We start from the raw sequence: 22,085 nt of genomic DNA on the forward strand, positions 1-22,085 counted from the left end.
GACAGCGTTGCTATGGCTGCCGTGCTGGCGGCTTAAGACTTCGTATAATGTATATTATGTTAAATCATAGTTATTGGACTGCTGTAATGCTATTTAAAATCCGTAGTTGTCGATGGCGCGACGGCGTTCGTTTTCATCTCGCACATCGTAGTTTGCAGTTGTTTGAATATTCGTATGGTGCGCGAGCTTCTGCGCCAGAGACAGATCGTGCTCTTCGATCACGCGGGTAATAAATGAGCGGCGAAAATCATGCGGCATGATTTTCACGCCGACTTGCAGCCCGCGTTGTTGGGCTATGTAGTAGATCGCATGTTTGCTGATGCGCTCGCGGGTTATGTGGCTGCCACGGCGAATCCGATTAAACAAAAAAACATCGTCATCCTGTGCTACAGGCAGTTGTGAGCGCCTGAATGCGAGCCAGATATTGAGTTTTTCGAATGCCCAGCTTGGGGCGTACTTGACCAACTCCTTGTTACCTTTGCCCAGTACGCACAGGCTGCGCTCAGCAAAATCGATCTGCTTCAGGTCAAGGTTCACTGATTCAGACTTGCGCATGCCGGAGCCATACAAGATTGCAATAATTGCCGCATCCCGAAGCCCCTGAGGTCTAGGGTCGGCGGCGCAGATTTCCATGAGTTCGCGAATCAAGCTGCGCTTTAGATTACGCCCCTGGATCATCCGTGTGCCACTGCTGGGTTTCACCGAGCGGATTTTCAGCAGATGATCCTGGTCGATCAGGCTAAGTCGCCAGGCCTCGTTCATCACTCCACGTAGCGCATTGACGTACAAGGATGAGGTGTTCGGTGCGTAGCCATCTTCGCGCAGCGCTGCTACCAGTGCGGTTATATGCCCAGGCTGGAGCAAATGCCATGGAATCTCATGAAGGTCGATCTCGTCGAAACCCAAACGGTATGTGGCATCCTGCAGCACATACTTCATGGTCAGTTGGCTGGAAGGCGCGAGCCTGGTGAGGTATTGAATCAGAGGATTTTTCAGGTCTGTCAGTGCGCACCCTGCCCCTTTTGTAGGTACTACATCAAGTTCAGCGAACATTTTTGGTGATTTTGGTACTGCACTATCGCTGTGGTCAGCCAATCTAAAATAGTCCTGTATGAATTTAACTCAACTAAATAGTCATTTAGTTGAGTTAAATTCACTGCTCATGTAATGAAATTGAATGCTCGAGATTATTCGGCTTAGGTGCCGGTTCAAAGCAGGACGCTCTTTCCACCACAACATGTTGTGCAATACATATGCTTGTTCTGGCTAATTTTGCGGCCTCCTTCGACAATCCTGCTTTAACGCCGATTGCCCAAGGCGATGAGTGATGACTCAGGTGCCCTATTATTCCGCACAGGAGATGGTTTCAAGAAAGCACCATCACCCTGCCCACTCAGTCGCGATCGAGCAAGTGGAAGCTTGGCAAGGCAATGTGCCAACGAATGGCAGCCAGGCGCGTCAGCAACACCGTGAGCATCGCAACGCTGGTATCTAGCCAGTGTGGTGTTCCAATCTCGCGCATGACGATAAACACCAGAGCGCCGGCAATACAGGCGGTGGCGTAGATTTCTTTCTGAAAGATCAGCGGAATCTCATTGCAGATTACATCGCGCATGACTCCCCCCGCCACCCCAGTCATCACCCCCATGATGATTGCCGTGCTATAGGGGACGTTGTGCTGCATGGCGACTTCGGTGCCGATCACGGTAAATACCGCTAGCCCAAAGGCATCGGCCAGCAACAGGCCCTTTTCGTGGATAGGTTGGGTCAGCCGCACCCAGATGACAGTGCCAACAGCCGCCAGTGACGCGACGACTATGTACAGGTCATTACGAATCCAGCTGACGGGGTGATTATCCAGAATCAAGTCACGCAAGGTACCGCCCCCCAAGGCTGTGATGATGGCAATCACCAGCACGCCAAACAGGTCCATGGACTTGCGCCCTGCCATTAACGCGCCGGTGATGGCGAAAACGGCGACACCGAACAAGTCCGCTAGATAGAACAGTTGCTCCATGTTGGCCTCAAGACAGGACGGGGGTGCGCATGGTGACAAACTCTTCGGCAGCTGTTGGGTGCACGCCGATGGTGTCATCAAAGATCTGCTTGGTCGCGCCAGCTTTAAGAGCAACCGCAAGACCTTGGACGATTTCACCGGCCTCTGGGCCAACCATATGGCAGCCGAGTACTCGGTCTGTCTTGGCGTCCACCACCAGCTTCATCAGCGTTCGCTCCTGGCTTTCAGTCATGGTCAGTTTCATCGGCCGGAAACGGCTCTCGAAAACCTGGACGCTGAAGCCCTCCTCCTTGGCCTGCTCTTCGCTCAGCCCGACCGTGCCAATATTAGGTAGGCTGAATACCGCTGTCGGGATCGTTTGATAATCAACCGTGCGGTACTCCTCCGGTTTGAACAAACGTCTTGCTACTGCCATGCCTTCGGCCAGCGCAACCGGCGTCAGCTGAACACGACCAATGACATCGCCGATGGCGAGAATCGATGGTGTGCTGCTCTGGTATTGCTCATCCACCTTTATATAGCCACGCTTATCGAGCTCGACATGGATGTTTTCCAAGCCCAGGTTGTCCAACATTGGTCGGCGCCCAGTGGCGTAGAAAACACAATCGGCCTCGAGAGCGCGACCATCCTTCAGCGTGGCCAGCAGGCTGCCATCGGCCTGCTTATCGATGCGTGCGATATCACTATTGAACTGTAGATCGACACCGTTCTTGGTCAGCTCTTCCTGCAGGTGCTTTCGCACTGCATTGTCGAAGCCGCGCAGGAACAAGTCGCCGCGATAGAGCAGTGACGTTTGCGCGCCGAGGCCGTTGAAGATAGAAGCAAATTCCACAGCAATATAACCACCGCCGATGACTAGCACACGCTTAGGCAGCTGCTCTAGAAAGAACACTTCATTCGAACCGATCGCGTGTTCGTGCCCAGGCACTTCGGGAATATGCGGCCAACCGCCGGTGGCGATCAGAATGTGTTTGGCGCTGTAGCGCTTACCGTCCAGCTCAATACTGTGGTCATCGACAATCCGCGCATGGCCCTCAAGTAAGGTCACACCACTGTTGACCAGCAGGTTGCGGTAGACACCATTAAGCCGATCAATCTCGCGGTTCTTGTTCGCAATTAGGGTGGACCAGTCGAAGCTAGCTTGCCCAAGCGACCAGCCGAAACCTTTCGCCTGCTCGAAGTCATCAGCAAAGTGAGCGCCGTAGACCAGTAGCTTCTTGGGCACACAGCCGACGTTAACGCAGGTCCCCCCGAGGTAGCGGCTTTCGGCAACCGCTACGCGCGCGCCGTAACCCGCGGCAAATCGCGCGGCTCGCACACCGCCGGAACCGGCACCAATCACAAACAGGTCGAAGTCGTAGGTCATTTCAGCCTCCATAGCAAGCGGCAAGCATACCCCAAGCGGAGCTAGCACCTAAGCTTGAAGCACACGTAACAAAAGGAGAAAAGTGATGCGCCCTACCCTTACCCATGTGGCATTGCATGTGCCTGACTTGGAGGCATGCATTGCTTTTTACCAGCAGTTTTGCGCGATGCGAGTAATACACCGGCGTGCGGGTAAAGGCTCAACGATTGTCTGGATGGCCGAAACGGATAAAGAACACCGCTTTATTTTCGTGCTCATGCCGGGTGGTAAGGACCGCCAATTAGCCGCAGATGATTACAGCCATTTCGGTTTTGCCCTGGACAGTCGAGCTGAGGTCGACAGCATTGCCGAGAAAGCACGACTGGCAGGATGTCTGGTCTGGAAGCCGCGTGATGAAGCCTATCCCGTTGGCTATTACTGCGGCGTGCGAGATCCTGCAGGCAATTATGTGGAGTTTAGCTATGGCCAGCCGCTCGGGCCTGGCGCCGAGCATATGCCTACGACCTGAAAGCACACAGCCGCCCGAGGGTGGCTGTGTGTTACCGCGCCAAGGGCTTAATCAAAAAGCCTTACCGGTTTTGTAGAGGTTTTCAAAACAGAAGTTAGTAGCGTCGATATAACCTTCTGCACCGCCGCAATCGAAGCGTTTGCCCTTAAACTTATAGGCGATCACACAACCGTTCTGTGCCTGCTTCATCAGTGCGTCGGTGATCTGAATTTCCCCACCTTTGCCAGGCTCGGTCTGCTCAATTAACTCGAAGATATCCGGCGTAAGGATATAACGCCCGATGATGGCTAAGTTCGACGGCGCATCTTCCGGCTTTGGCTTCTCGACCATGCTGTTAACCCGGTAGATGTCATCACGAATCATCTCGCCGGAAATCACACCATATTTATGGGTTTCTTCGGGTGGTACTTCCTGAATGGCAACGATTGAGCAGCGGAACTGCTTGAACAGCTTAACCATTTGGGTCAACACCGCATCGCCGTCCAAGTTCAGGCACAGGTCATCGGCCAGAACCACGGCGAAGGGCTCATCACCTATCAGCGGGCGGCCACATAGAATGGCATGACCCAGGCCCTTCATTTCTACCTGACGGGTGTACGAGAAGCTGCATTCGTCGATCAGGCGGCGAATGCCGACCAAGTACTTTTCTTTGTCGGTGTCGCGAATCTGGTGTTCGAGCTCGTAGCTGATATCGAAGTGATCTTCCAGCGCGCGCTTACCGCGACCAGTAATCATGGCAATTTCCGTCAAGCCGGCTTCCAGCGCCTCTTCAACGCCATACTGGATCAACGGTTTGTTCACGATCGGCAGCATTTCCTTGGGCATAGCCTTGGTGGCTGGCAGAAAACGGGTGCCGTAACCGGCTGCAGGGAACAAACATTTCTTGATCATGGGGGACCTTGAGCAATGATGTGAAAAGTGCGCACGCAGTCTATCAGGCTGCACAGGCCTTACAATGCCCAGCAAACTTAAGCCCTACTGCACACGAAAAGGTTAAGGCTGAATAGCAGGCACAAAAAAACCGGCTGTAAGGCCGGCTTCAGTGGATTACAACTGTGTCAAAAACAGCTGATCTTTGTATGGTGCCTAAGCCGGGGTCGAACACATTGCCGCACGCCCCGCCATTACTGTCTTCTAGTGCCTACTTCAATGCTGCGTATCCCTAAACGTATCCCTAACCCCCAATCTACCCCCAATACAATGCCGTGACGCGTAACGTCCACCATTGGCAGGTAGAGGCTAAGTTTTTTATTTCGCGGCTGTGTGAAAACGGCTGGGCGTACGGTGGCTGAGGTCTAGAGCTGTAGGGATTTGGCCACCCCCTCCCCTATGACGCTGAAACCCAACGAATACGGGCCTTGTTTCATATTTGATTAAGATCAGCACGTTCACCGTGTCCACCTTGCCACCTTTATTTGAGATGGTCGAAGTGAGTGAAATCAGTATGTTATGCACACGTTCTGACTGATTTTTAGCCAAAAAAGGTGGACAAAGGGCGGGGATTTCGCCGAAGTGAAAATTTCGCGAAGCGTGCGGGCCTGACGACCGTAAGGTGAGCAATTGCTGCCAGAGGGACCCGCCTTTGTTAGGCGGGTAACAGCTCAACCATTTGCACGCTAAGAACTGCTGGATTCAATTCTGAGCTGCAACAAGCGGTGACGGTTGGGCACCTGTGACTTTACAACTGTAGGACGCAATTCATTGCGCCCTAGCGTGCTAGGCATCCAACAATGCCTTCCCGGCTGCACGCAGCATTCTGTCTCTGGGGACGGATATGCCGAAGTCGAGCCAATAAATGACGTTATAGTAAAACTGATCGGCAGCCATGTACTCGTCAAGAAACGCCTTTACCCGGCGGCGCGGAAAGGCGCGGACATACTTGAGCGAGGCCAACTTCCGCACGTCCTCAATCTCCGACCGCATGAGCTGAACGATGACGGCATCGGCAAGCGCCTGGAAGGCCTTGTCGGGTATCAATGGAATGATGCGCGCCAAGAGCTGTCCGGGCATCGTGGTGGCCAGCAGGTCATTGAGCCTATGCTTCCCGAGCGCATACAGCGTACGTGCCGCATCATCGTGCTTGGTGCTGCTCGCAATTGAAAGCAACAATGTGTACTTGCGACCGTATTCGGGCCGGTCGAGCGATGCGATCACCAAGGGAATGTCGCACCATTGGCCGAACTTCGCGAGGTACTGAAGGTCTGCGGCTGAGTAGTCGACACTGCCACTCGCAAGCATAGCTCGAACGAGCGATAGGTCGGCCGCGTCGAGTCTGCTGCAGATGATGTCCAAGCCTTCGCGTGTAAACCTGCTGCGCAAGTGCTTCCCAAGTGAGCGGGTCTTCTCGATAAGGTCAGTCAGCGTCCCATACCGCTTAGTCATTTCTTCCAGTAACGACTCAAAACGATCTACGAACTGATTAGCAACGGCCTTACGCAGGTCATCGCCGCGCAGCCTGAAGTTTCGACGGATCAGCGCGAAGTAGGCGTTCTGATCGAAGATCGCCGATCGCTCTTCTTCGAGCTGCGCGACGGTCAAACGGTCAAAGAACTGCTCGGTGTAACGCTCTAAGACGGCCTCACCTTCCGTATCGGTCCGGCTCATGGCGAACAGTGCAAGCCCCGTGGGGGCCGGGTTGTTGCGCACAAGGACGGCTTTCGCCTGCTCAACAGAATAGCTCCTGCCGCTTGCGACGAGCGCCAGCAGCGCGGCATAGCGTACCTCCGCATCGCTGTCGTTTAGCAATGGTTCGGCGACGCTCGCAACAAGCGCTCGCCGCTTTTGCAACAACTTGATCACTGTGGTTCTAACCAACACGTTGCGATGACTGAGTCCACGCAGCAAGATTTCACCGTCAAACTCGGCATCGCGGCTGAACAGATCGTCGAGCAGACCCTGCTTCACCGTGCTGGGCTGCAAGGTGTAGAGCGCCTCCAGGGCCGCGCGGCGATCGTCACGCAGCGTGATGCGGATGATGGCGTTGGCTGCCGCACTGGTTGTCTGTGTTTCGTTCCGAGCGAACTCCTCATTGATGTAGGGCAGGTCTGACGGCTGACCGCATTCGCTCAGATACTCCAAGGCGGCCACGCGCACTGCGGTTTCGGCAGCTTTGGCAAGCCACAGCGGAACGATCTCATTGCGGCCAAAGTGCTCCTCGTCGACGATCGGTTCCGCGATCAGGCGCATGGCTTTCAGCGCGCCGACACGCCGGTCGGTCGTGCCGACCACAGAGCAAATGGGCAATATGTTGTTCTTGAAACCATCGACCGCTGCAACCCAGTGCCAGAGCGGCACGTTCTCGTGTTTGAAGTGTGCCAGACCGTCGTCAAGCAGCCCGTTGAGTTCGCGTCGGCCGAACTCGAACTTCGTCCGCGCCTTGAAGAGAAGGTTCGCGTCGTGCGATCCCAGCGACTCCTGATCGTTGCCGTGGACGGCCGCGATGATGGAAAGCAATCTGACCCGCGCCACGTCGTCGGCAGTCAGAGGATGCTCATCGGTCGCCTTCTCGGCCGTCGTCAAGAAATTTCGCAGGAATATTGCACCTTCCACGGAGAGTGGCGTTGTCGGCCCTGGCTCGGTCGCCGACGTAGTTTGCGTCTCGGCAAGAGGTGCTTGGTCTTTCTCGGACTCTGACGCTTTGTCCTTATTGGCAAGTGCGATGACGTATCCCTGGATGCACTTGCGGAACTTACCTTCGAAGTCCCGCACGTCCGTGAAGGTCCCCGCCAACAGCTTCTTCTCGGCAAAGACTTGCTCTTTGAATGCGATGACCTTCTTGAGGTGATCCCCTGGGTCGGCGAGCAACGCGGCGTCAAGATCCTTCAGCAGAAGATTGATCTCAGGTCGCCCCTCCTTCGCGTTTCGCGTCATTGAGCGATTGAATTCTTCCTCGAAACCGGACGTGTAGGGCTCCGTTCCCGGCGGCGTGCCCCAACGCTTCCAAAGCATGCCAATGAAGAGATCGCATCCGTCAAGATCGCGATTGATGATCGCTTGCGGCCGGCCGACGCCGGGTAGCGTGTTTTCCCAACCGACTAGTTCGACTTGATATCCGAGCGCGTCCGCCAACTGACTGTTGAAATCGTCAACGATCACTTTGGCAACCTTCCGCTCTTCAGTTAGATCGCCTGGAGAAGCAAGAAATATTTTGATGAACCGTCGTGTTCCTGCCATTGCCCGCTACACCCGTTCCATGTGCATGTTGTTCATCATTGGGCCTCGTCGGCGATGTGATTTCCATCGCTAGTCCGATTGACCATTGGCTACGCCGAACTCGAAGCTCGACAACAGCTGTCAAACAAGGATGAATGGTTAGTCAGAGCCGTCCTCCAAGAATCGTGTACCACTACCGCTACCGTTCTATTGCGATAAAAGCTCCCGCTGCTCAAAACTCCAAGAGGATTGGTTTACATCCAGCTTGAACACCTTACGCCCAGGCTGGAACAGCTCTGCAAATGCGGGGTCTTCCTCATAGGTGCTACGGGCTCCAAGGTAGATCTCGCTGATTGGCACCTTATGGTCGAACAAATACAGCTCACGGGTGTTGTCGTTAAGCGGTGCGACATAATAACCAGGTTTAAAGTCGCCTCCGGAAACCTCATGTGGCTCAAGGTTCCGGTTGAGCTTGTAGTAGGAGCGAAGTGGGTCAGCCTGGCCGTCTTGCACGCTCTGTGTCCAGTCGACCACTTTCTTGACGACCCTGACTTCTTCCTCGTAAACCCAGCTGGCATGTTTGGTCAGTAACAGACGTCGCGCCAGGGCTTGATCGGCCGCCCCCTCAAAACCAAAAGCTTGCTGATACACGCCCAGCAAAGCCTCCATACTTTCTGGGTTTAGCGCGAACGGAGTCTTAGTATTGGTGTACAGCACATCCCCCGAATCAACAGTGATCAAGTTGTAGGCTGGGGAATTGAGGAATGGGCCAGAGACGTCGTAGCCAATCACGAAACCCTGGTGCTGATCGGCATAGTGAGCCCACATGAGCGGGTTGAAAACTCTCCAACTCCCCAGGGTCTAGAGTGTTGCTCCGTTTTCCTGATCGCCTTGACCGGTTGCTTCGAGCTGTTTCCGGTCAGTCGGTAAACTTGTGGATGCGACCATCCTGTGTGCAAGTTGGTGGTCTGGTCGATCGAAAATAACCAGCTAGGAGGAGTGCAAACTAACGCTCATTCGAGGCGAAGTTTCTCGCCCAGCACAAAGACCGTACATCGTGCGATTTGCTGGCGTATAAAACCTACTCCCCTCTAATCAATTCCTCAGATGGCACCAAGCCCTGAATAGGTAAGGGGTTCCAAGCAAGGCTGGTGTCCGTCTGTCTTGCTCATATCTTGGCGGCGCTGACCTCCTGACTATGCAGGGCACCAAACCCGCGTTCATCGAGCCAGGCGTGCCACCGCTCCAGCGCATCACGTTTTAACGCGGTGGCAGTTGTATGGATATAGGCTACATCCAGAGACTTCAGGGCATGGTTTAACAGCAATTCGCCGATTAAATAATCCACTCCTAGGTCAGTCCAAGCTGTCCTCGCTAGTTTCCTGAGATCATGGCTTGTCCATTCGCCATCGGATATGCAGGCAAAAGCGCTGTGCGCCTGCTTTTCGCTAATGGGAAGGCCTTTGGGACCCGGGAACAAGTAGGCTCCCTCGTATCCCGCCTTGACCTGGCTGAGTCGATAACGTTTCAAGAAGGCGCAAGCCTGGGCGCTAAGCGGCAACGTGTGTTCCCTTTTCGTCTTAGTGTCATTTGCAGGTATATGCCACATCTGCTCAGTGAGGTCGAAATGCCTCCACTTTGCCTGGCGCGTTTCTCCAATGCGTGTGCCATGCGCAAGCATTAAAGTTGCCATAGCAACAGATTCGCGTAGGTCAGCAAACTGGACAGCCCATTGGGCTAAGAGAAGGTCTGCATCAGAAGGACGCAACCTTGACCCCTTAGGCGCAATTCTGACCTTTATGAAATGGGTAAAGATAATGCCCGCTAGTAAGTTGCTATTCAGAAGGCGCAGTTCGTGAGCACGCTTTACCGCAACCTTGAGGATGCTAAAAACAAGACGAACATGCGAAAGACTGTAACGCGCCTGAAGCGGCCAAATCAGGAGAGTATCTATATTCGCGTGGTTCAGCTCAGACAAGAGCAGTGAGCCAATGCAGGGAATCAGATGACAACGTAATACCGACAAGGTCGATGCCTTTCGATGTTTGCTCAGTCTACCGTCTGCGTTGATGCGCTCGCTGTACCACGCCAGTAAATTACCCGCTGTTTGCCAGCCGCAAGAGGAAAGCCCGGCGGCCTTATGCTCCAGCTCCAGCCGATGCTGGATTTTGGGCAGCGCAGCTAGAAACTCTGGAGCTTTTACAGTTGGATAATTAGCGGCCTTGTGCCATTTCGCTTTACCTCCACGGTACGTGACAACGTAATAGCTACCCTCGGCTCTGTCCTTCTTGTAGCGAAATCGCACGGGGAAGCGCGGGTCTTTAAGCTCAGTAATTTCAGTGCTGGCTGCTGCGTTCCTGATCGCAGCCCCAGTTAGTCGGACTGTAAGAGTTTTTCCCATTGCATAGCCTCCAAGGCCGTTTAAAACGTTGATGTCGCTTGTTGGTTCTGTTGCTGCCCTGGGTCACACCGGGAACATGGGGAACAACCAGTAATGGCGAGGGCTGTAGCTGTTCCCGGTAACTTTTCTAACCGGGAACACCGGGAACAAAACCTATTGGTTCTGTTACCCATTGTTCCCGGCGTGTTCCCGGTCTGTGACCCAGCTAAATCGGCCTCGGCAGCCCAGCATTGCTGGGCCTGTAAGCCTGTTCCCGGTGTGACCCGTGATTGATCCTTTTCAAATGCCTGATACCGCACGGCCTATTCCTCCGTGGCGGCCAGTAAGGCAGCAGGATTGATCACGTAGGCACGGGCGACGCCCTCCCCCTTGATGCGCACACGCTTGGTTAGGCGACCATCGCGGTCGTTGTCGCGCTCGGCAATTGCCCCGGCGCTATCCAGGCACGCCAGCACGCGCTTGGTGTCGAAACCTTGGGCAGCGTCCGCCAGGGCTTGAGGGGTAAATAGATACAGGCGGCCATCGCCATGGGGGCGATACCAACCGGCGCGGTCATGCACCACCAGCGAATCGGAGCCGTCGACATTGGCGAAGCGGGATGCGTGCCGGTCGATAAAGGTGGACACCGCGCGCAGAATTTTGGCGTCTTCGGACTGACCACGGCCACGGAAAGCAGCCCAGGCGTTGAAGAGCTCAACCATGGCAGCGAGCGCGGTGCCGGGAGGCCAGGGCAATAGTTTGGATTGGGAGGCCATTTCTCCGGCTAATGCGGCTATGGCAAAGCGCGACACGGCGCGCGCCTCTTGCCCGGTGCCGACCGGAAAACTCACACGCGCATCGGCGAAAGCAGTCTCAAGGTCGGCGGCCGTTTGCTCTGCCATGGCTGCTGCCTGGGTACGCTCCACAAGCTGAGCAACAAAGGCTGGCCCCAGTTGACCGTAATGTTTGGCCGTAGCGCGCTTGAGAGTGTCAGCGAAGGCACGACCGGCTCCCTTGCGCCCATCCTCGCTGCTGGCGGTGTGTGCCAGCCCCAGGCCGTGCAACTCATCGTAAGCGCCATAACGGCGATAGGCTGGCACATCCAGTAGGCGCAATTCCTGCCCGGCTTTGCTGCGCATGCCGGCGCTTTCCATGTGCTTGCCCATGGTCAGCTCGCCACTGGACAGCACCATGACGCGCCATTTCTGCACCTCGCGCGGCAAACCGGAGACCTTTCCGCGTTGCCGCCCGGTGCCGTTACCCAAGGCATAGATAATGCCGCCCACGTCCTGGGGTTTGGCCTCGCCAATCTCATCGAGCACTAGCAGGGTGTCATTGCGCAGCGTGGCCACACCCTCAAGCCCGGTGCTGGTGGCGTTCCATGTACGCAGGAAATCGCGCGGTTTCCCCCACACGCTGGCAGCCACGGCCAGGGCAATACTTTTACCGCTGGAACTGTCGCCCAGCAGGTGGAAACCACCGCCGTCGGCATCCAGCAGAGCCAGTAACGGCCCTGCCAGGGCTGCACACACGGCCAGAATCAGCACGGGATTACCCAGGCAGCGGGCCGCTACTTCGCTTTGCCAGCCGGCCAGCTCTCCAGCGGTCGCATATTCATGGCCACCGGCTTCAGTTGACTGAAACACCACGTCGCCCCCACCGATAACCCGGCGGGGCATTACGAACAGCTCCGGGCCATGCCAGCCGGTGCGCGTCGCAGCCATAGCCTGGCGGTCTGGGCTGCTATTCATGAGGTAGTCCATCAACGCTTGCCGCTGCTTGTGCGGGATGGTCGCGCCCAGGTTGAGCAGTACCGCGCGCAGCTCGGCACCGTCGCCGGCAAGCATCTCCATCGGGGCCGCCCACTCGCGCCAGTGACTAGCCCCTTTGGGTTGCAGGCGCAGCAGGCGACCGAAGTTCTCCCCGCGCTCATCACAGGTGATGGCCAGCACTTCCAGCGGCGAACAAATCAGCGTGTCGGTTTCGGCATCGTCGCGGATACCGTGGAAATACAGCCCTGGCGCAAGAATATGGCCCTGGCGGGTCTGCACCCAGGCGGCATAAGTTGCCCAACTCGGCCGTGCAGGTGTGACCGTGGGGTGTTTGACCTTGGCTTTGCGCTTGGCCGGCTTGCTAGCAGGCTTGGCCGGTCGCTTGCCGCTGGGTTTCGCTTCGCCCTGGCCGGCGGCCCCGAACGCCTCTACCGGCTCAGTCGAGCTTGGCTTAGCGCTCATGGCCAGCTTCCCAGCAATGCAGGTCATTGAAATCGGACAGTTCCAGGGGCCCGCCTTGCGGCCACTCAGGGAAAACCACCATGGCACTAGTCAGCAGTGCAGCGGAGTCGGCGGCAGTGCGACCGGGGTTGTCGCCGCTGCATCGGTCGTCGTCGCCTGCAATCACTAGATCAACAAGGCTGCCGTACTTAGCGCGCAGGGCCAGAGCCACCGCTCGCAAGTTGCCGGCATTCATCGCGCAGGCCACACCGTCGACCCCGTCGTAGTGCTCAAACAGCGTGGCCCCAGTCGCCCAGCCTTCGCAGACATACAAGCGCCGCCCTGGCTCAATATTGCCCAGCAGGTGAAACGCCCCGAGCACCTGGCCGCCGAATAGAAAGCGCTTGCTGCTGTCCGGGCCGATTCGTTGCAGGTTCACCAGATCGCCTGCAACGTTGATCAGTGGCACAAGCAATTCGCCTCGATGCTGACGCAGTCCGAGGGGCGGCAATCGCTTGGCGGTAAGGTAAGCGTGTGCGGGGTCGGCGGCAGGGCTGTTTTGCCAAAGTCGGCCAGCAAACTCAGCCGCTGCCTTTTGCTTGTGACGTTTCTGCTCGGCCTCACGGGCGGTGCGCTGTTCGGCTTCCAACCTTGCCGCTGCAAACCGTCGACGCTGTCCGTCGTCATGACTATCGCCAGCGTTCTGCCGCCCATCCAGCGCGTCGAGACGCAGCCCCAGGCGGTGGGCTAAATCGCACGCGGCGTCGGCCTGATTCACGCCTACCAGATAGGCGGCCAGCGATACCAAGTCGCCCCCGCCGTCACCACATGCAAAGTCATGCCAGCGGCCGTCTAGCAGAGAAACTGAAAAGCTCCCGGCCTGGCGGTCAGCTCGCGTGGGGTTACGGGCATGCCATTCGCTGCCCTTGCGAGTGCCTTCGGGTAGCAGTTCAGGCACCAATGCAGCGGCATGCTGCAAGGCGACGGCGGCCACCGCACGTATATCCTCGACTATTCGAGTTTTCTTCAGGCAAGCCGATCCCGGCAACGCCTCGCGGCGCTGTTGAAAATAGGTCATGGGTTAGTCCTGGCTTACGGGTGACTGATGGGGCGTTGCAGTGCTGTGATTCATTGCGGCGCGGATGTTGGCCAGTTCGTTATTTGCGTTACAGCTAACTGCCGCCAGCTGAGCGGATAGCCCAGACAAAGCCAACAGCATCAAGCAAACATCCACGGCCGCGCCGTCATCAACTCGGTTGGAATTTGCGGCACTTTCCAGCAGTTCGCTGATGGCCGTGATGCCCGCGCTCAATCGCTCGCCCTGGCACTCGGCAATACAGGCTAACCATTCAAGGCGGCTGGCCTGCTCAGGTAGGTTGTCGGCGGCGGAGCGTGCGGGGAAGGTGAACAGTTCTTGCCAGAAGTTAGGAGCACTCATTGGTTGGTGCCCTCGGAGCTGTCAGTTTGGTGCTTATCCCGATCGGCAATCTTGGATTGCAGCCAGGCTTCAATTTCGGACACGACGTAATAGGCCGCTGCCTGGCGGGCGTCGCCGTCCTTGATGGGTTTAGGGAAGGTCAGGTCTTTCGCCTTGAGCTTGGCGAGGCCAGAGCGGGTCACGTCCAGCCATTGGCAGAGGGCGGGCTGACGGATCAGCCCCTTACTTGATTGTGTGGTGCTCGGGTGCATTCGCTTGCCTCCATACGGTTGAGGCTTGCCAAGTTATGCATCCGATTCATCGCTGTCATAGCAATGCAAAGCGTTTGTTTGCATTGCAAAGGAAACTACTTATCCAGTTCCTCCTTCGCCTCCCTGTTTGCTTCTCGTAGTGCGTGTTTTACATCATCTTTCCGTGCGCCTTTCCACCCACGCTCTCCAATTGCAGCCGCAATAGCTTCCTGCTTCTGCCACTCAGGCCCAAGCAACTCACGCAGACCTGCGACAATTAGCTGCCAGTTGATACGTCGCTTTCCTTTTCCCGGTTCTGGTAGCTCACCGCGCGCTCTTTTGATGGCTTGAATTTGGTAGCCAAGGGCGTCGTCATAAGGGCTTATGAAGTGAAGAGGCCCATTTTCATCAGACTCATCATCTGAGTAAGTCCAGCTAGGGCCGTGCGAATGAATAACGGCCGGCCATTCGGGGCAAGCGGTTGGATCATTCAAGATTTGTGCTACTTGGCAGATTTCTTGAGGGGCATAAATCCTCGCATAGCGCTCGCCCGATGCGGGCTCAAGGTAACCGTCGGCATTTGCTATCAGCGCTTTCCATTCTGTGCCATAGCTATCTACCAACCTCCCGTCACTTGGTAAGGGGTACGGGAGAACGTCCTGCCACCAATCGCAACCGAAAGGCACTTTCAGCAAATGTGGGTCGTTCTCATCTTCTCTGGCTAGTAAATAAAAGCCCTCCCCGGGGTATTCTTGCCCGTCCGCTGGGGCAAACTCTATGTAGGCAGGAACCACCCCGGAGCGAGCATATTCCGCCATGTCATCGCCGCTTACTTCCTCGCCAATCAGCAACGTGAGCAATTGTGCGGCTTCTTCTTCAGATATGTACTGCTTCAGTTTCAGGGGCTTAATTGCCATACGAATCCCTATGCTTCCGCATTGTTTTGGTAGTTGAGCTATCAGGCGCGCTTGCTTAGCGGTACGACATTTGCCCCGCTGCGGTTAGCGAAGTCATACGGCGTCACATGCCGCTCACGGTTGGCATCCAGATAGTCAGCCCACCACTGCATCATCAGCCGGCGCTCTTCGATGTGCTCGGCCTTGTGAATGTAGGCAGCCCTCACACCATTCCGCTCTTGGTGGCTCATCTGCCGCTCTACTGCGTCCCGCGTCCAAAGGCTTGATTCAACCAAAGCACTACAAGCCATCGAGCGGAAACCATGGCCACATATTTCGGTTTTGGTGTCGTATCCCATGCGGCGTAGCGCCTTGTTTACTGTGTTCTCGCTCATGGGTTTGTGATGGTAATGATCGCCCGCAAAAACCAAATCAAACCGCCCGGTAAGGTGTTGCACCTGCTCTATTACGGCTAAAGCCTGACGGGACAACGGCACCAAATGGGGCGTTCCCATCTTGGCACCACGGTGCGAACGCTTGACCCCTTCAATCTCGGTACGCTCGCCAGGCATTGTCCAGATAGCCCGATTCAAATCGAACTCAGGCCAGCGGGCAAAACGCAACTCACTGGAGCGGACGAAAACCAGCAGCGTCAGCATGGTTGCCAGTCGCGTTAGCGGTCGTCCGCCATCAGCCTCAATGCGCCCTATCAGCTCCGGCAATCGATCCAGCGGCAGCGCGGGTCGATGCTTGGTTTTGGGGCTAACAGTGCCACCTATCAAGTCCAATGCCGGATTGAACTCAATCAGGTTCTGCTGAACAGCAACGCGCATGATGCCGACGATGCGCTGGCGCAAGCGACCAACCAGATCAAGCGCCCCTCGCTTCTCAACAATTTTGAGGGCTGCCAGTAGGTCACGCGTTTTCAGCTCAGATACCAAGCGTTTGCCAAGTACTGGAAAAAGGTCAGCCTCAATCTCTTTCAGCACCCTAGCCGCATGGTCTTTCGACCACTTGCCCATCCTGGCATGCCAGTCTCGCGCCACAGCCTCGAAAGTATTTGTGCCAGCTGCGGCCTCATCAATCTTCACTTGGCGTGCTTGCTCGACAGGGTCAAGCCCGTTAGCTAGCAATTCCAATGCATCTGCTCGCCGCGCCCTGGCCCCCTTGAGCGTCAGCGCCGGGTAATTACCAAATGCGGTCAAGCCGCCACGGCCGTCGGGCTTGGTGTATTTGAATCGCCAGGACTTCACGCCCGTAGGTTTAACCAACAGGTACAAGCCTTGGCCATCAAATAGCTTGTAGTCCTTTTCGCGTGGCCTGGCGGCCTCGCATTTCGGGTCTGTCAGAGGGGTGACAGTGCGCGCCATAGGGATACGTTCCTTGTCGAACCAAACATATCCCTAAACGTATCCCTAAAATGCGGAGCTGTACAGGATCATTCAAAAACATACGGGCACAAAAAAACCGGCAAGAGTGCCGGTTTTAGTGGGTTTCAGGTTCATACAGGAACATCTGAAATCATGTACATGGTGCCCGAAGCCGGAATCGAACCGGCACGAGGTTACCCTCGAGGGATTTTAAGTCCCTTGCGTCTACCGATTTCGCCATTCGGGCGGTAGCGCTGCATTGCGTGGCTAGGACTATATACAGCCCTTGCGCGCCTCGCAAGGTTTCAACCTTAAATGAAAAAGCCTCGTAAATCAGTGATCTACGAGGCTCTTCTAATTGGAGGCTGAGGTCGGAATCGAACCGGCGTTCACGGATTTGCAATCCGGTGCATAACCACTCTGCTACTCAGCCTTGAACCTAAACACGGGCCGTATAAACGTTCCGTTAAAACTGGAGCGGGAAACGAGACTCGAACTCGCGACCCCGACCTTGGCAAGGTCGTGCTCTACCAACTGAGCTATTCCCGCTTGTCGTACTGACGGGCGACATTCTATAGCTTCGCAGCTTGCCGTCAACCCCTTGATTCAAAAAAGCTTATTTCTTCTCGGAGGTGATTCGCAGGTGGGGCCACGCAGCCAACAGGTACTGCGCCATCGACCACAAGGTCAATACAGCGGCAATGAGTAACAGCCCATAGCCCAGTACAACCCAAGCGGTGAATGCCGGTGGATTGGCCAGCAGAATCACCAGTGCGACCATTTGTGCGGCAGTTTTCCATTTAGCCAGTTTGGATACGGCCACATGCGCGCGCGCGCCTAGCTCTGCCATCCACTCACGCAGCGCCGACACCACGATTTCACGGCCGATGATGATCGCTGCCGGCAGCGTCAGCCAAAGATTGGAGTGTTCGTCCACTAGAAGGACTAGGGCCACGGCCACCATCAGTTTGTCGGCAACTGGATCGAGGAACGCGCCAAACGGTGTGCTCTGCTCCCAGCGGCGCGCCAGGTAACCATCGAGCCAATCAGTGGCTGCCGCGATTGAGAACATCGCACTGGCAGCCCAATAGCTCCAACTGAAGGGAAGGTAAAACAGCACAATAAATACCGGTATTAGCAGTACGCGGAGCACGGTAAGCAGGTTGGGGATATTCATTGGCACAACTTAGCGGTAAAGAGAGCCGGCATTCTACTCACTGTGCAGTGCGGCATAAATCGACTCGGCGAGTTTTTTACTGATTCCAGGTGCTTTGGCGATTTCTTCGATGCTGGCACGTGACAACTCCTGCAGACCACCAAAATGGTTGAGCAATTCGCGGCGGCGCTTAGGGCCAACCCCAGCAACCTCCTCAAGTGTTGATGTGCGACGGGTTTTATCGCGGCGGGCGCGATGCCCGGTAATGGCAAAGCGGTGCGACTCATCGCGGATCTGTTGAATCAGGTGCAGGGCAGGTGAGTTTCCCGGCAGGGTAAATTCATGCGCAGCATCATTAAGGTACAGGGTTTCCAGGCCCGGTTTACGGGTCGCACCTTTGGCCACGCCGAGTAGAATCAGATCAGGTATTGCCAGCTCTTCGAGTACTTCGCGCGCCATCGCTAGCTGGCCCTTGCCACCATCGACCAGCAGGATATCCGGCAGCTTGCCCTCGCCATCCTTGATTTTGCTGAAGCGCCGCATCAAAGCTTGATGCATCGCGGCGTAGTCATCGCCAGGCGTCACGCCTTCAATGTTGTAACGGCGATAGTCAGACTTGATCGGGCCTTCCGGGCCGAAAACGACACAGGAGGCAACGGTCGCCTCACCGCTGGAGTGGCTTATATCGAAGCACTCTAGGCGCTGCGGCACTTCATCCATATCCAAGGCTTGCGCCAGGGCATCAAAGCGCGCGGCAACATGCTGTCGATTAGCCAGGCGCGCTGCCAGGGCTTGTTCAGCATTGGTCACGGCAAGCTGCTGCCAGCGCGCACGAATGCCACGCACCCGATAGCTGATACTCAGTTCACGGCCGCGCAGCTCATCGATCGCGGCGATCAAGATAGGGAAGTCTTCGTGCTGAGCATTGACGATCAGCTCGCTCGGCAGATCGCGCTCCTGGCTGCTCAAGTAGTACTGCGCGAGAAAAGCCAGCAACACACTGCTGCTCTCCTCCTCAATGGCTACCTGCGGGTAGAAGTTCTTGCTGCCAAGCACCCGGCCGCCACGCACGCTGATTAAATGCACGCACGCGCCGCCTGGATTGACCATGGCGGCCACGACATCCACATCCCCGGCGCCGCCCTCCATGCTTTGCTGATCTTGGACCCGGCGCAGCAGCGAGATTTGGTCACGCAATCCGGCAGCACGCTCAAAGTCGAGTGTCGTAGCGGCAGCCTGCATTGCCGTAGAAAGTTCGTCGGTTAGGGCATTGCTGCGCCCCTCAAGAAACATCATCGAATGGCGAACGTCATCGGCATACTCGCCAGGCTCTACCAAGCCAACACAGGGGGCTTTACAACGCTTGATCTGGTACTGCAGGCAGGGTCGCGTGCGGTTCTTATAGAAGCTGTCCTCACACTGGCGCACAAAAAAAGTCTTCTGCAGCAGGTTGAGACTTTCGCGAATAGCGCCGGCACTGGGATAAGGGCCAAAGTAACGGCCCTTCTGCTTTTTCGCACCACGATGAATGCTCAGGCGCGGGAAGGCCCCATCGGAGAGAAATACATAGGGATAGGATTTATCGTCGCGCAGCAGAATGTTGTACGGCGGTCGCCATTCCTTGATAAGCGTCTGCTCAAGCAGTAACGCTTCGGTTTCGTTGGCGGTGATGGTGGTTTCAACTTGAGCAATCTTACCTACCAGCGCGGCTGTCTTAGGCGCCAGACCGCTTTGGCGAAAGTAACTGGCCAAGCGCTTTTTAAGGTTCTTGGCCTTGCCGACATACAGCAGTTTGGCGTGCGCATCGAACATGCGGTATACGCCTGGGCGACCGCTGCAGGTAGAGAGAAACGCGCTGGAATCGAAAGGCGCGTCGGCGACGTCAGTTGCTGGCATCAATCATGCCGTGGCGCACAGCCAGAAGAGCCAGCTCTACATCGCTGGTAATCGACAGCTTTTCGAAAATGCGATAGCGATAGGTGTTTACGGTTTTTGGTGACAGGCATAGCTTGTCAGAGATTACCTGCACTTTCTGGCAGCCCGCGATCATCAGTGCAATCTGGATTTCACGCTCAGACAGCAAATCAAATGGCGAATTGCTAGCCTGCGGTTGAAACGACTTGAATGCTAGTTGCTGAGCAATCTGCGGACTGATGTAGCGCTGACCACCGAAGACCATGCGAATAGCCTGGACCATTTCTTCGAGCGCTGCGCCTTTGGTCAGATAGCCAGCCGCGCCAGCTTGCAGTAAGCGCGTGGGGAACGGATCTTCTTCGCAGGCCGTTACGGCGACAATTTTTAGGTCAGGATGGCTACGAATCAGCTTGCGGGTGGCTTCTAAACCACCGATGCCAGGCATTTTAATGTCCATCAGGACAACGTCGGGCTTTAACTCACGGGCTTTCGTAAGGGATTCTTCGCCGGACTCGGCTTGGCCAACCACCTGCAATCCGGCGATGTCAGCCAGCATGCGGGTAATACCAGTACGCACCAGGTCATGGTCATCAACAACGAGTACCCTGATCAAGCATCACCCCAGTCGTACCAGCTGCGGATAACAGCAGGCGAAGTTGGAAAACAGATCGTTTACTAAGACGCAGCTTGGCGGATAACCGTCAAAACGCAAGCGTCAATATGACCATGCACATGTAAGTCAATTAGCTGCTAGGCAAAGGTGTCACCCGGCTAAGAGCCCGCTCAATCCTACTGGAGTGCATCTACCCAGAGCCAGCAAAATCCCGCCCACCCCAGCATTAGAATACTCAAGCTCCGCGGCAATCTAGAGAACACGCTAACGCTTACTTGACGAGAGTTACCAGGCAAAAAAAAGAGCCTAGGTTTTGCCTAGGCTCTTTTCCACTTGTTTGGTGGAGGGCCAGGGATTCGAACCCTGGGAACGCTACTAACGTTCGCCGGTTTTCAAGACCGGTGCATTCAACCGCTCTGCCAACCCTCCGATTTTGCACTGAACGAGAGCATTTAATTAAAAGCTAATCAGAAGAACCTTCCTCCCAATCATCATTAAAACCTTCACTCAGGCGCAAGTGCCATATTTCTGCCATTTGCGGGCGGCAATCTTACCCGAACGCAACACGCTGTCAAACTCTGCGTGTTGGCTCTTTAACTCCCTCTGCTATGATCGGCATGACTTTGGTCACGGAACCATCAGCCTTTTCAGGAGTGTCGCCATGAACGAACACAATTATGCACTTGACCACACACAGGTTGAGCAGCAAGAAGTAAGCCGCGTTTTGCGCAACACTTATGGTCTGTTGGCCATCACGCTGGCCTTCAGTGGCCTTGTGGCCTACATCGCGCAGCGCGCCAATGTGCCTTACCCGAATATCTTTGTGGTGCTGATCGGCTTCTATGGCCTGTTCTTCCTCACAGCCAAATTGCGCAACTCGTCTTGGGGTCTGGTTTCGACCCTCGCCCTGACTGGTTTCATGGGCTACACCCTCGGCCCTATCCTTAATCGCTACATGGGCATGGCCAACGGCGCAGAAGTCGTCAGCTCCGCCTTTGCCATGACAGCATTGGTGTTCTGCGGTCTGTCGGCCTATGTGTTGACCACCCGTAAGGACATGAGCTTTCTCAGTGGCTTTATCACTGCAGGCTTTTTTGTTTTGCTGGGTGCAATGGTGGCAGGCTTCTTCTTCCAGATCAGCGGCCTGCAACTGGCAATCAGCGCGGGTTTCGTACTGTTTTCCTCGGCCTGCATCCTGTTCCAGACCAGCGCCATCATTCATGGTGGCGAGCGTAACTACATCATGGCGACCATCAGCCTATATGTATCGATCTACAACCTGTTCATCAGTCTGCTGCAGATTTTCGGCATCATGAGCAGCAACGACTGATCCCGCTGCCTTGAAAGCCCGCTTCGGCGGGCTTTTTTATGCCTGCTGTCCGCGCATCTTGGCGACGCAGGCATTATCATTTCGGCAAATTGATTCGCCAGGTTTGTTATGAAGTTCGCCATCGCCCTTTTCTCACCGCCCCACGCACCGTCATCACGTCGTGCCTTGCGCTTTGCCGAGGCTGCAGTGGCGGGCGGTCACCAGATCGTGCGCCTGTTTTTCTATCAAGACGGAGTCCATAGTGCATCGAGTAATGTGGTCTGTGCACAGGATGAACTGGACCTGCCGGGTGAGTGGCGTGAGTTCGTGCAAGCGCAGCACTTGGATGGCGTGGTGTGTATCGCGGCAGCACTGCGCCGTGGCGTACTTAATGCGGAGGAAGCGCAGCGTTACACACGCTCCGCCGCTAACTTGAACCTTCCTTGGGAGCTTTCCGGTCTCGGCCAACTGCACGAGGCGACGCAATTAGCCGATCGTTTAGTGTGCTTTGGAGGGCCATGAG

Annotated in this window: 19 protein-coding genes and 4 tRNA genes; 3 read left to right on the plus strand and 20 right to left on the minus strand. The window is 55.8% G+C overall.

Features of this window, described 5'->3' with window-relative positions; translation table 11 throughout:
- Nucleotides 1–93: 93 nt before the first annotated feature.
- The 3 genes from BMZ32_RS10570 to gorA form a co-directional block, all read right to left on the minus strand.
- A complete protein-coding gene (locus tag BMZ32_RS10570; RefSeq protein ID WP_425272876.1) occupies nt 94–1,053 on the minus strand; it encodes a site-specific integrase in 960 nt (319 codons plus the stop codon).
- A gap of 340 nt (nt 1,054–1,393) precedes the next feature.
- Nucleotides 1,394–2,017 (minus strand): trimeric intracellular cation channel family protein, encoded by a 624-nt coding sequence (locus BMZ32_RS10575; RefSeq protein WP_090241933.1) that lies wholly within the window; start codon nt 2,015–2,017, stop codon nt 1,394–1,396.
- A 7-nt stretch (nt 2,018–2,024) separates the two neighbouring features.
- The gene (gene gorA, locus BMZ32_RS10580) at nt 2,025–3,383 is read right to left on the minus strand and encodes a glutathione-disulfide reductase (protein WP_090241934.1); all 1,359 of its coding nucleotides are present in this window, start codon (nt 3,381–3,383) and stop codon (nt 2,025–2,027) included.
- An 85-nt stretch (nt 3,384–3,468) separates the two neighbouring features.
- Here gorA and BMZ32_RS10585 point away from each other — a divergent pair, with 85 nt between their 5' ends.
- Entirely contained in the window at nt 3,469–3,891 is a 423-nt protein-coding gene (locus BMZ32_RS10585) for a VOC family protein (RefSeq protein ID WP_090241935.1), read from the plus strand.
- A gap of 51 nt (nt 3,892–3,942) precedes the next feature.
- Here the strand turns inward: BMZ32_RS10585 and galU are convergent, their stop codons facing one another.
- The 17 genes from galU to BMZ32_RS10670 form a co-directional block, all read right to left on the minus strand.
- Nucleotides 3,943–4,782: a UTP--glucose-1-phosphate uridylyltransferase GalU gene (gene galU / locus BMZ32_RS10590; protein WP_090241936.1), complete on the minus strand. Its 840-nt coding sequence runs from the start codon at nt 4,780–4,782 to the stop codon at nt 3,943–3,945.
- Nucleotides 4,783–5,607: 825 nt separating this feature from the next.
- Nucleotides 5,608–8,064, minus strand: coding sequence for a DUF4062 domain-containing protein (locus BMZ32_RS10595; RefSeq protein ID WP_090241937.1), 2,457 nt, complete (start codon nt 8,062–8,064; stop codon nt 5,608–5,610).
- A gap of 186 nt (nt 8,065–8,250) precedes the next feature.
- Nucleotides 8,251–8,871 (minus strand): DUF2971 domain-containing protein, encoded by a 621-nt coding sequence (locus BMZ32_RS10600; protein ID WP_090241938.1) that lies wholly within the window; start codon nt 8,869–8,871, stop codon nt 8,251–8,253.
- A gap of 340 nt (nt 8,872–9,211) precedes the next feature.
- A complete protein-coding gene (locus BMZ32_RS10605) occupies nt 9,212–10,444 on the minus strand; it encodes a tyrosine-type recombinase/integrase (protein WP_090241939.1) in 1,233 nt (410 codons plus the stop codon).
- A 302-nt stretch (nt 10,445–10,746) separates the two neighbouring features.
- Nucleotides 10,747–12,657, minus strand: a complete 1,911-nt coding sequence (locus BMZ32_RS10610) for a DUF927 domain-containing protein (RefSeq protein WP_090242110.1) — start codon at nt 12,655–12,657, stop codon at nt 10,747–10,749.
- Nucleotides 12,647–13,714 (minus strand): toprim domain-containing protein, encoded by a 1,068-nt coding sequence (locus tag BMZ32_RS10615; RefSeq protein WP_090241940.1) that lies wholly within the window; start codon nt 13,712–13,714, stop codon nt 12,647–12,649. Before BMZ32_RS10615 ends, BMZ32_RS10610 begins: the two co-directional genes overlap by 11 nt.
- A 3-nt stretch (nt 13,715–13,717) precedes the next feature.
- On the minus strand, nt 13,718–14,074 hold the full coding sequence (locus BMZ32_RS10620) for a hypothetical protein (RefSeq protein ID WP_090241941.1): 357 nt from the start codon (nt 14,072–14,074) through the stop codon (nt 13,718–13,720).
- Complete coding sequence (locus BMZ32_RS10625) at nt 14,071–14,325, minus strand: helix-turn-helix transcriptional regulator (RefSeq protein ID WP_090241942.1); 255 nt, start codon at nt 14,323–14,325, stop codon at nt 14,071–14,073. The genes BMZ32_RS10620 and BMZ32_RS10625 overlap by 4 nt, the downstream gene beginning before the upstream one ends.
- A gap of 95 nt (nt 14,326–14,420) precedes the next feature.
- Nucleotides 14,421–15,221 (minus strand): hypothetical protein, encoded by an 801-nt coding sequence (locus BMZ32_RS10630; RefSeq protein ID WP_090241943.1) that lies wholly within the window; start codon nt 15,219–15,221, stop codon nt 14,421–14,423.
- Nucleotides 15,222–15,262: 41 nt separating this feature from the next.
- A complete protein-coding gene (locus BMZ32_RS10635; protein ID WP_090241944.1) occupies nt 15,263–16,570 on the minus strand; it encodes a tyrosine-type recombinase/integrase in 1,308 nt (435 codons plus the stop codon).
- A 160-nt stretch (nt 16,571–16,730) separates the two neighbouring features.
- Nucleotides 16,731–16,817, minus strand: a tRNA-Leu gene (locus BMZ32_RS10640).
- A gap of 112 nt (nt 16,818–16,929) precedes the next feature.
- Nucleotides 16,930–17,003, minus strand: a tRNA-Cys gene (locus BMZ32_RS10645).
- A 40-nt stretch (nt 17,004–17,043) separates the two neighbouring features.
- A tRNA-Gly gene (locus tag BMZ32_RS10650) sits at nt 17,044–17,119 on the minus strand.
- Between the two features lie 67 nt (nt 17,120–17,186).
- Complete coding sequence (pgsA, locus tag BMZ32_RS10655; RefSeq protein ID WP_090241945.1) at nt 17,187–17,747, minus strand: CDP-diacylglycerol--glycerol-3-phosphate 3-phosphatidyltransferase; 561 nt, start codon at nt 17,745–17,747, stop codon at nt 17,187–17,189.
- Between the two features lie 33 nt (nt 17,748–17,780).
- A complete protein-coding gene (uvrC, locus tag BMZ32_RS10660) occupies nt 17,781–19,622 on the minus strand; it encodes an excinuclease ABC subunit UvrC (protein ID WP_090241946.1) in 1,842 nt (613 codons plus the stop codon).
- Entirely contained in the window at nt 19,609–20,253 is a 645-nt protein-coding gene (gene gacA, locus BMZ32_RS10665; RefSeq protein WP_090241947.1) for a response regulator transcription factor GacA, read from the minus strand. The genes uvrC and gacA overlap by 14 nt, the downstream gene beginning before the upstream one ends.
- A 338-nt stretch (nt 20,254–20,591) precedes the next feature.
- Nucleotides 20,592–20,682: transfer RNA gene (locus tag BMZ32_RS10670), tRNA-Ser, on the minus strand.
- Nucleotides 20,683–20,914: 232 nt separating this feature from the next.
- On the opposite strand from BMZ32_RS10670, the gene BMZ32_RS10675 reads away from it, so the two are divergent.
- Nucleotides 20,915–21,583, plus strand: coding sequence for a Bax inhibitor-1/YccA family protein (locus tag BMZ32_RS10675; RefSeq protein WP_090241948.1), 669 nt, complete (start codon nt 20,915–20,917; stop codon nt 21,581–21,583).
- Nucleotides 21,584–21,691: 108 nt separating this feature from the next.
- The gene (gene tusD / locus BMZ32_RS10680; RefSeq protein WP_090241949.1) at nt 21,692–22,084 is read left to right on the plus strand and encodes a sulfurtransferase complex subunit TusD; all 393 of its coding nucleotides are present in this window, start codon (nt 21,692–21,694) and stop codon (nt 22,082–22,084) included.
- The last annotated feature ends 1 nt before the right edge of the window (nt 22,085 follow it).

Origin of the sequence: Pseudomonas guineae (assembly GCF_900113745.1) — a bacterium.
Lineage (GTDB): Bacteria > Pseudomonadota > Gammaproteobacteria > Pseudomonadales > Pseudomonadaceae > Aquipseudomonas > Aquipseudomonas guineae.

Excerpts from the sequence above, each read along its gene's own strand:
- BMZ32_RS10595 (WP_090241937.1), bottom strand. The coding sequence starts at position 8,064 with ATGGCAGGAACACGACGGTTCATCAAAATATTTCTTGCTTCTCCAGGC.
- pgsA (WP_090241945.1), bottom strand. The coding sequence starts at position 17,747 with ATGAATATCCCCAACCTGCTTACCGTGCTCCGCGTACTGCTAATACCG.
- galU (WP_090241936.1), bottom strand. The coding sequence starts at position 4,782 with ATGATCAAGAAATGTTTGTTCCCTGCAGCCGGTTACGGCACCCGTTTT.
- BMZ32_RS10610 (WP_090242110.1), bottom strand. The coding sequence starts at position 12,657 with ATGAGCGCTAAGCCAAGCTCGACTGAGCCGGTAGAGGCGTTCGGGGCC.
- BMZ32_RS10630 (WP_090241943.1), bottom strand. The coding sequence starts at position 15,221 with ATGGCAATTAAGCCCCTGAAACTGAAGCAGTACATATCTGAAGAAGAA.
- gorA (WP_090241934.1), bottom strand. The coding sequence starts at position 3,383 with ATGACCTACGACTTCGACCTGTTTGTGATTGGTGCCGGTTCCGGCGGT.
- BMZ32_RS10575 (WP_090241933.1), bottom strand. The coding sequence starts at position 2,017 with ATGGAGCAACTGTTCTATCTAGCGGACTTGTTCGGTGTCGCCGTTTTC.
- tusD (WP_090241949.1), top strand. The coding sequence starts at position 21,692 with ATGAAGTTCGCCATCGCCCTTTTCTCACCGCCCCACGCACCGTCATCA.
- BMZ32_RS10585 (WP_090241935.1), top strand. The coding sequence starts at position 3,469 with ATGCGCCCTACCCTTACCCATGTGGCATTGCATGTGCCTGACTTGGAG.
- uvrC (WP_090241946.1), bottom strand. The coding sequence starts at position 19,622 with ATGCCAGCAACTGACGTCGCCGACGCGCCTTTCGATTCCAGCGCGTTT.
- BMZ32_RS10605 (WP_090241939.1), bottom strand. The coding sequence starts at position 10,444 with ATGGGAAAAACTCTTACAGTCCGACTAACTGGGGCTGCGATCAGGAAC.
- BMZ32_RS10675 (WP_090241948.1), top strand. The coding sequence starts at position 20,915 with ATGAACGAACACAATTATGCACTTGACCACACACAGGTTGAGCAGCAA.
- BMZ32_RS10615 (WP_090241940.1), bottom strand. The coding sequence starts at position 13,714 with ATGACCTATTTTCAACAGCGCCGCGAGGCGTTGCCGGGATCGGCTTGC.
- BMZ32_RS10570 (WP_425272876.1), bottom strand. The coding sequence starts at position 1,053 with ATGTTCGCTGAACTTGATGTAGTACCTACAAAAGGGGCAGGGTGCGCA.
- BMZ32_RS10625 (WP_090241942.1), bottom strand. The coding sequence starts at position 14,325 with ATGCACCCGAGCACCACACAATCAAGTAAGGGGCTGATCCGTCAGCCC.
- BMZ32_RS10635 (WP_090241944.1), bottom strand. The coding sequence starts at position 16,570 with ATGGCGCGCACTGTCACCCCTCTGACAGACCCGAAATGCGAGGCCGCC.
- BMZ32_RS10600 (WP_090241938.1), bottom strand. The coding sequence starts at position 8,871 with ATGTGGGCTCACTATGCCGATCAGCACCAGGGTTTCGTGATTGGCTAC.
- BMZ32_RS10620 (WP_090241941.1), bottom strand. The coding sequence starts at position 14,074 with ATGAGTGCTCCTAACTTCTGGCAAGAACTGTTCACCTTCCCCGCACGC.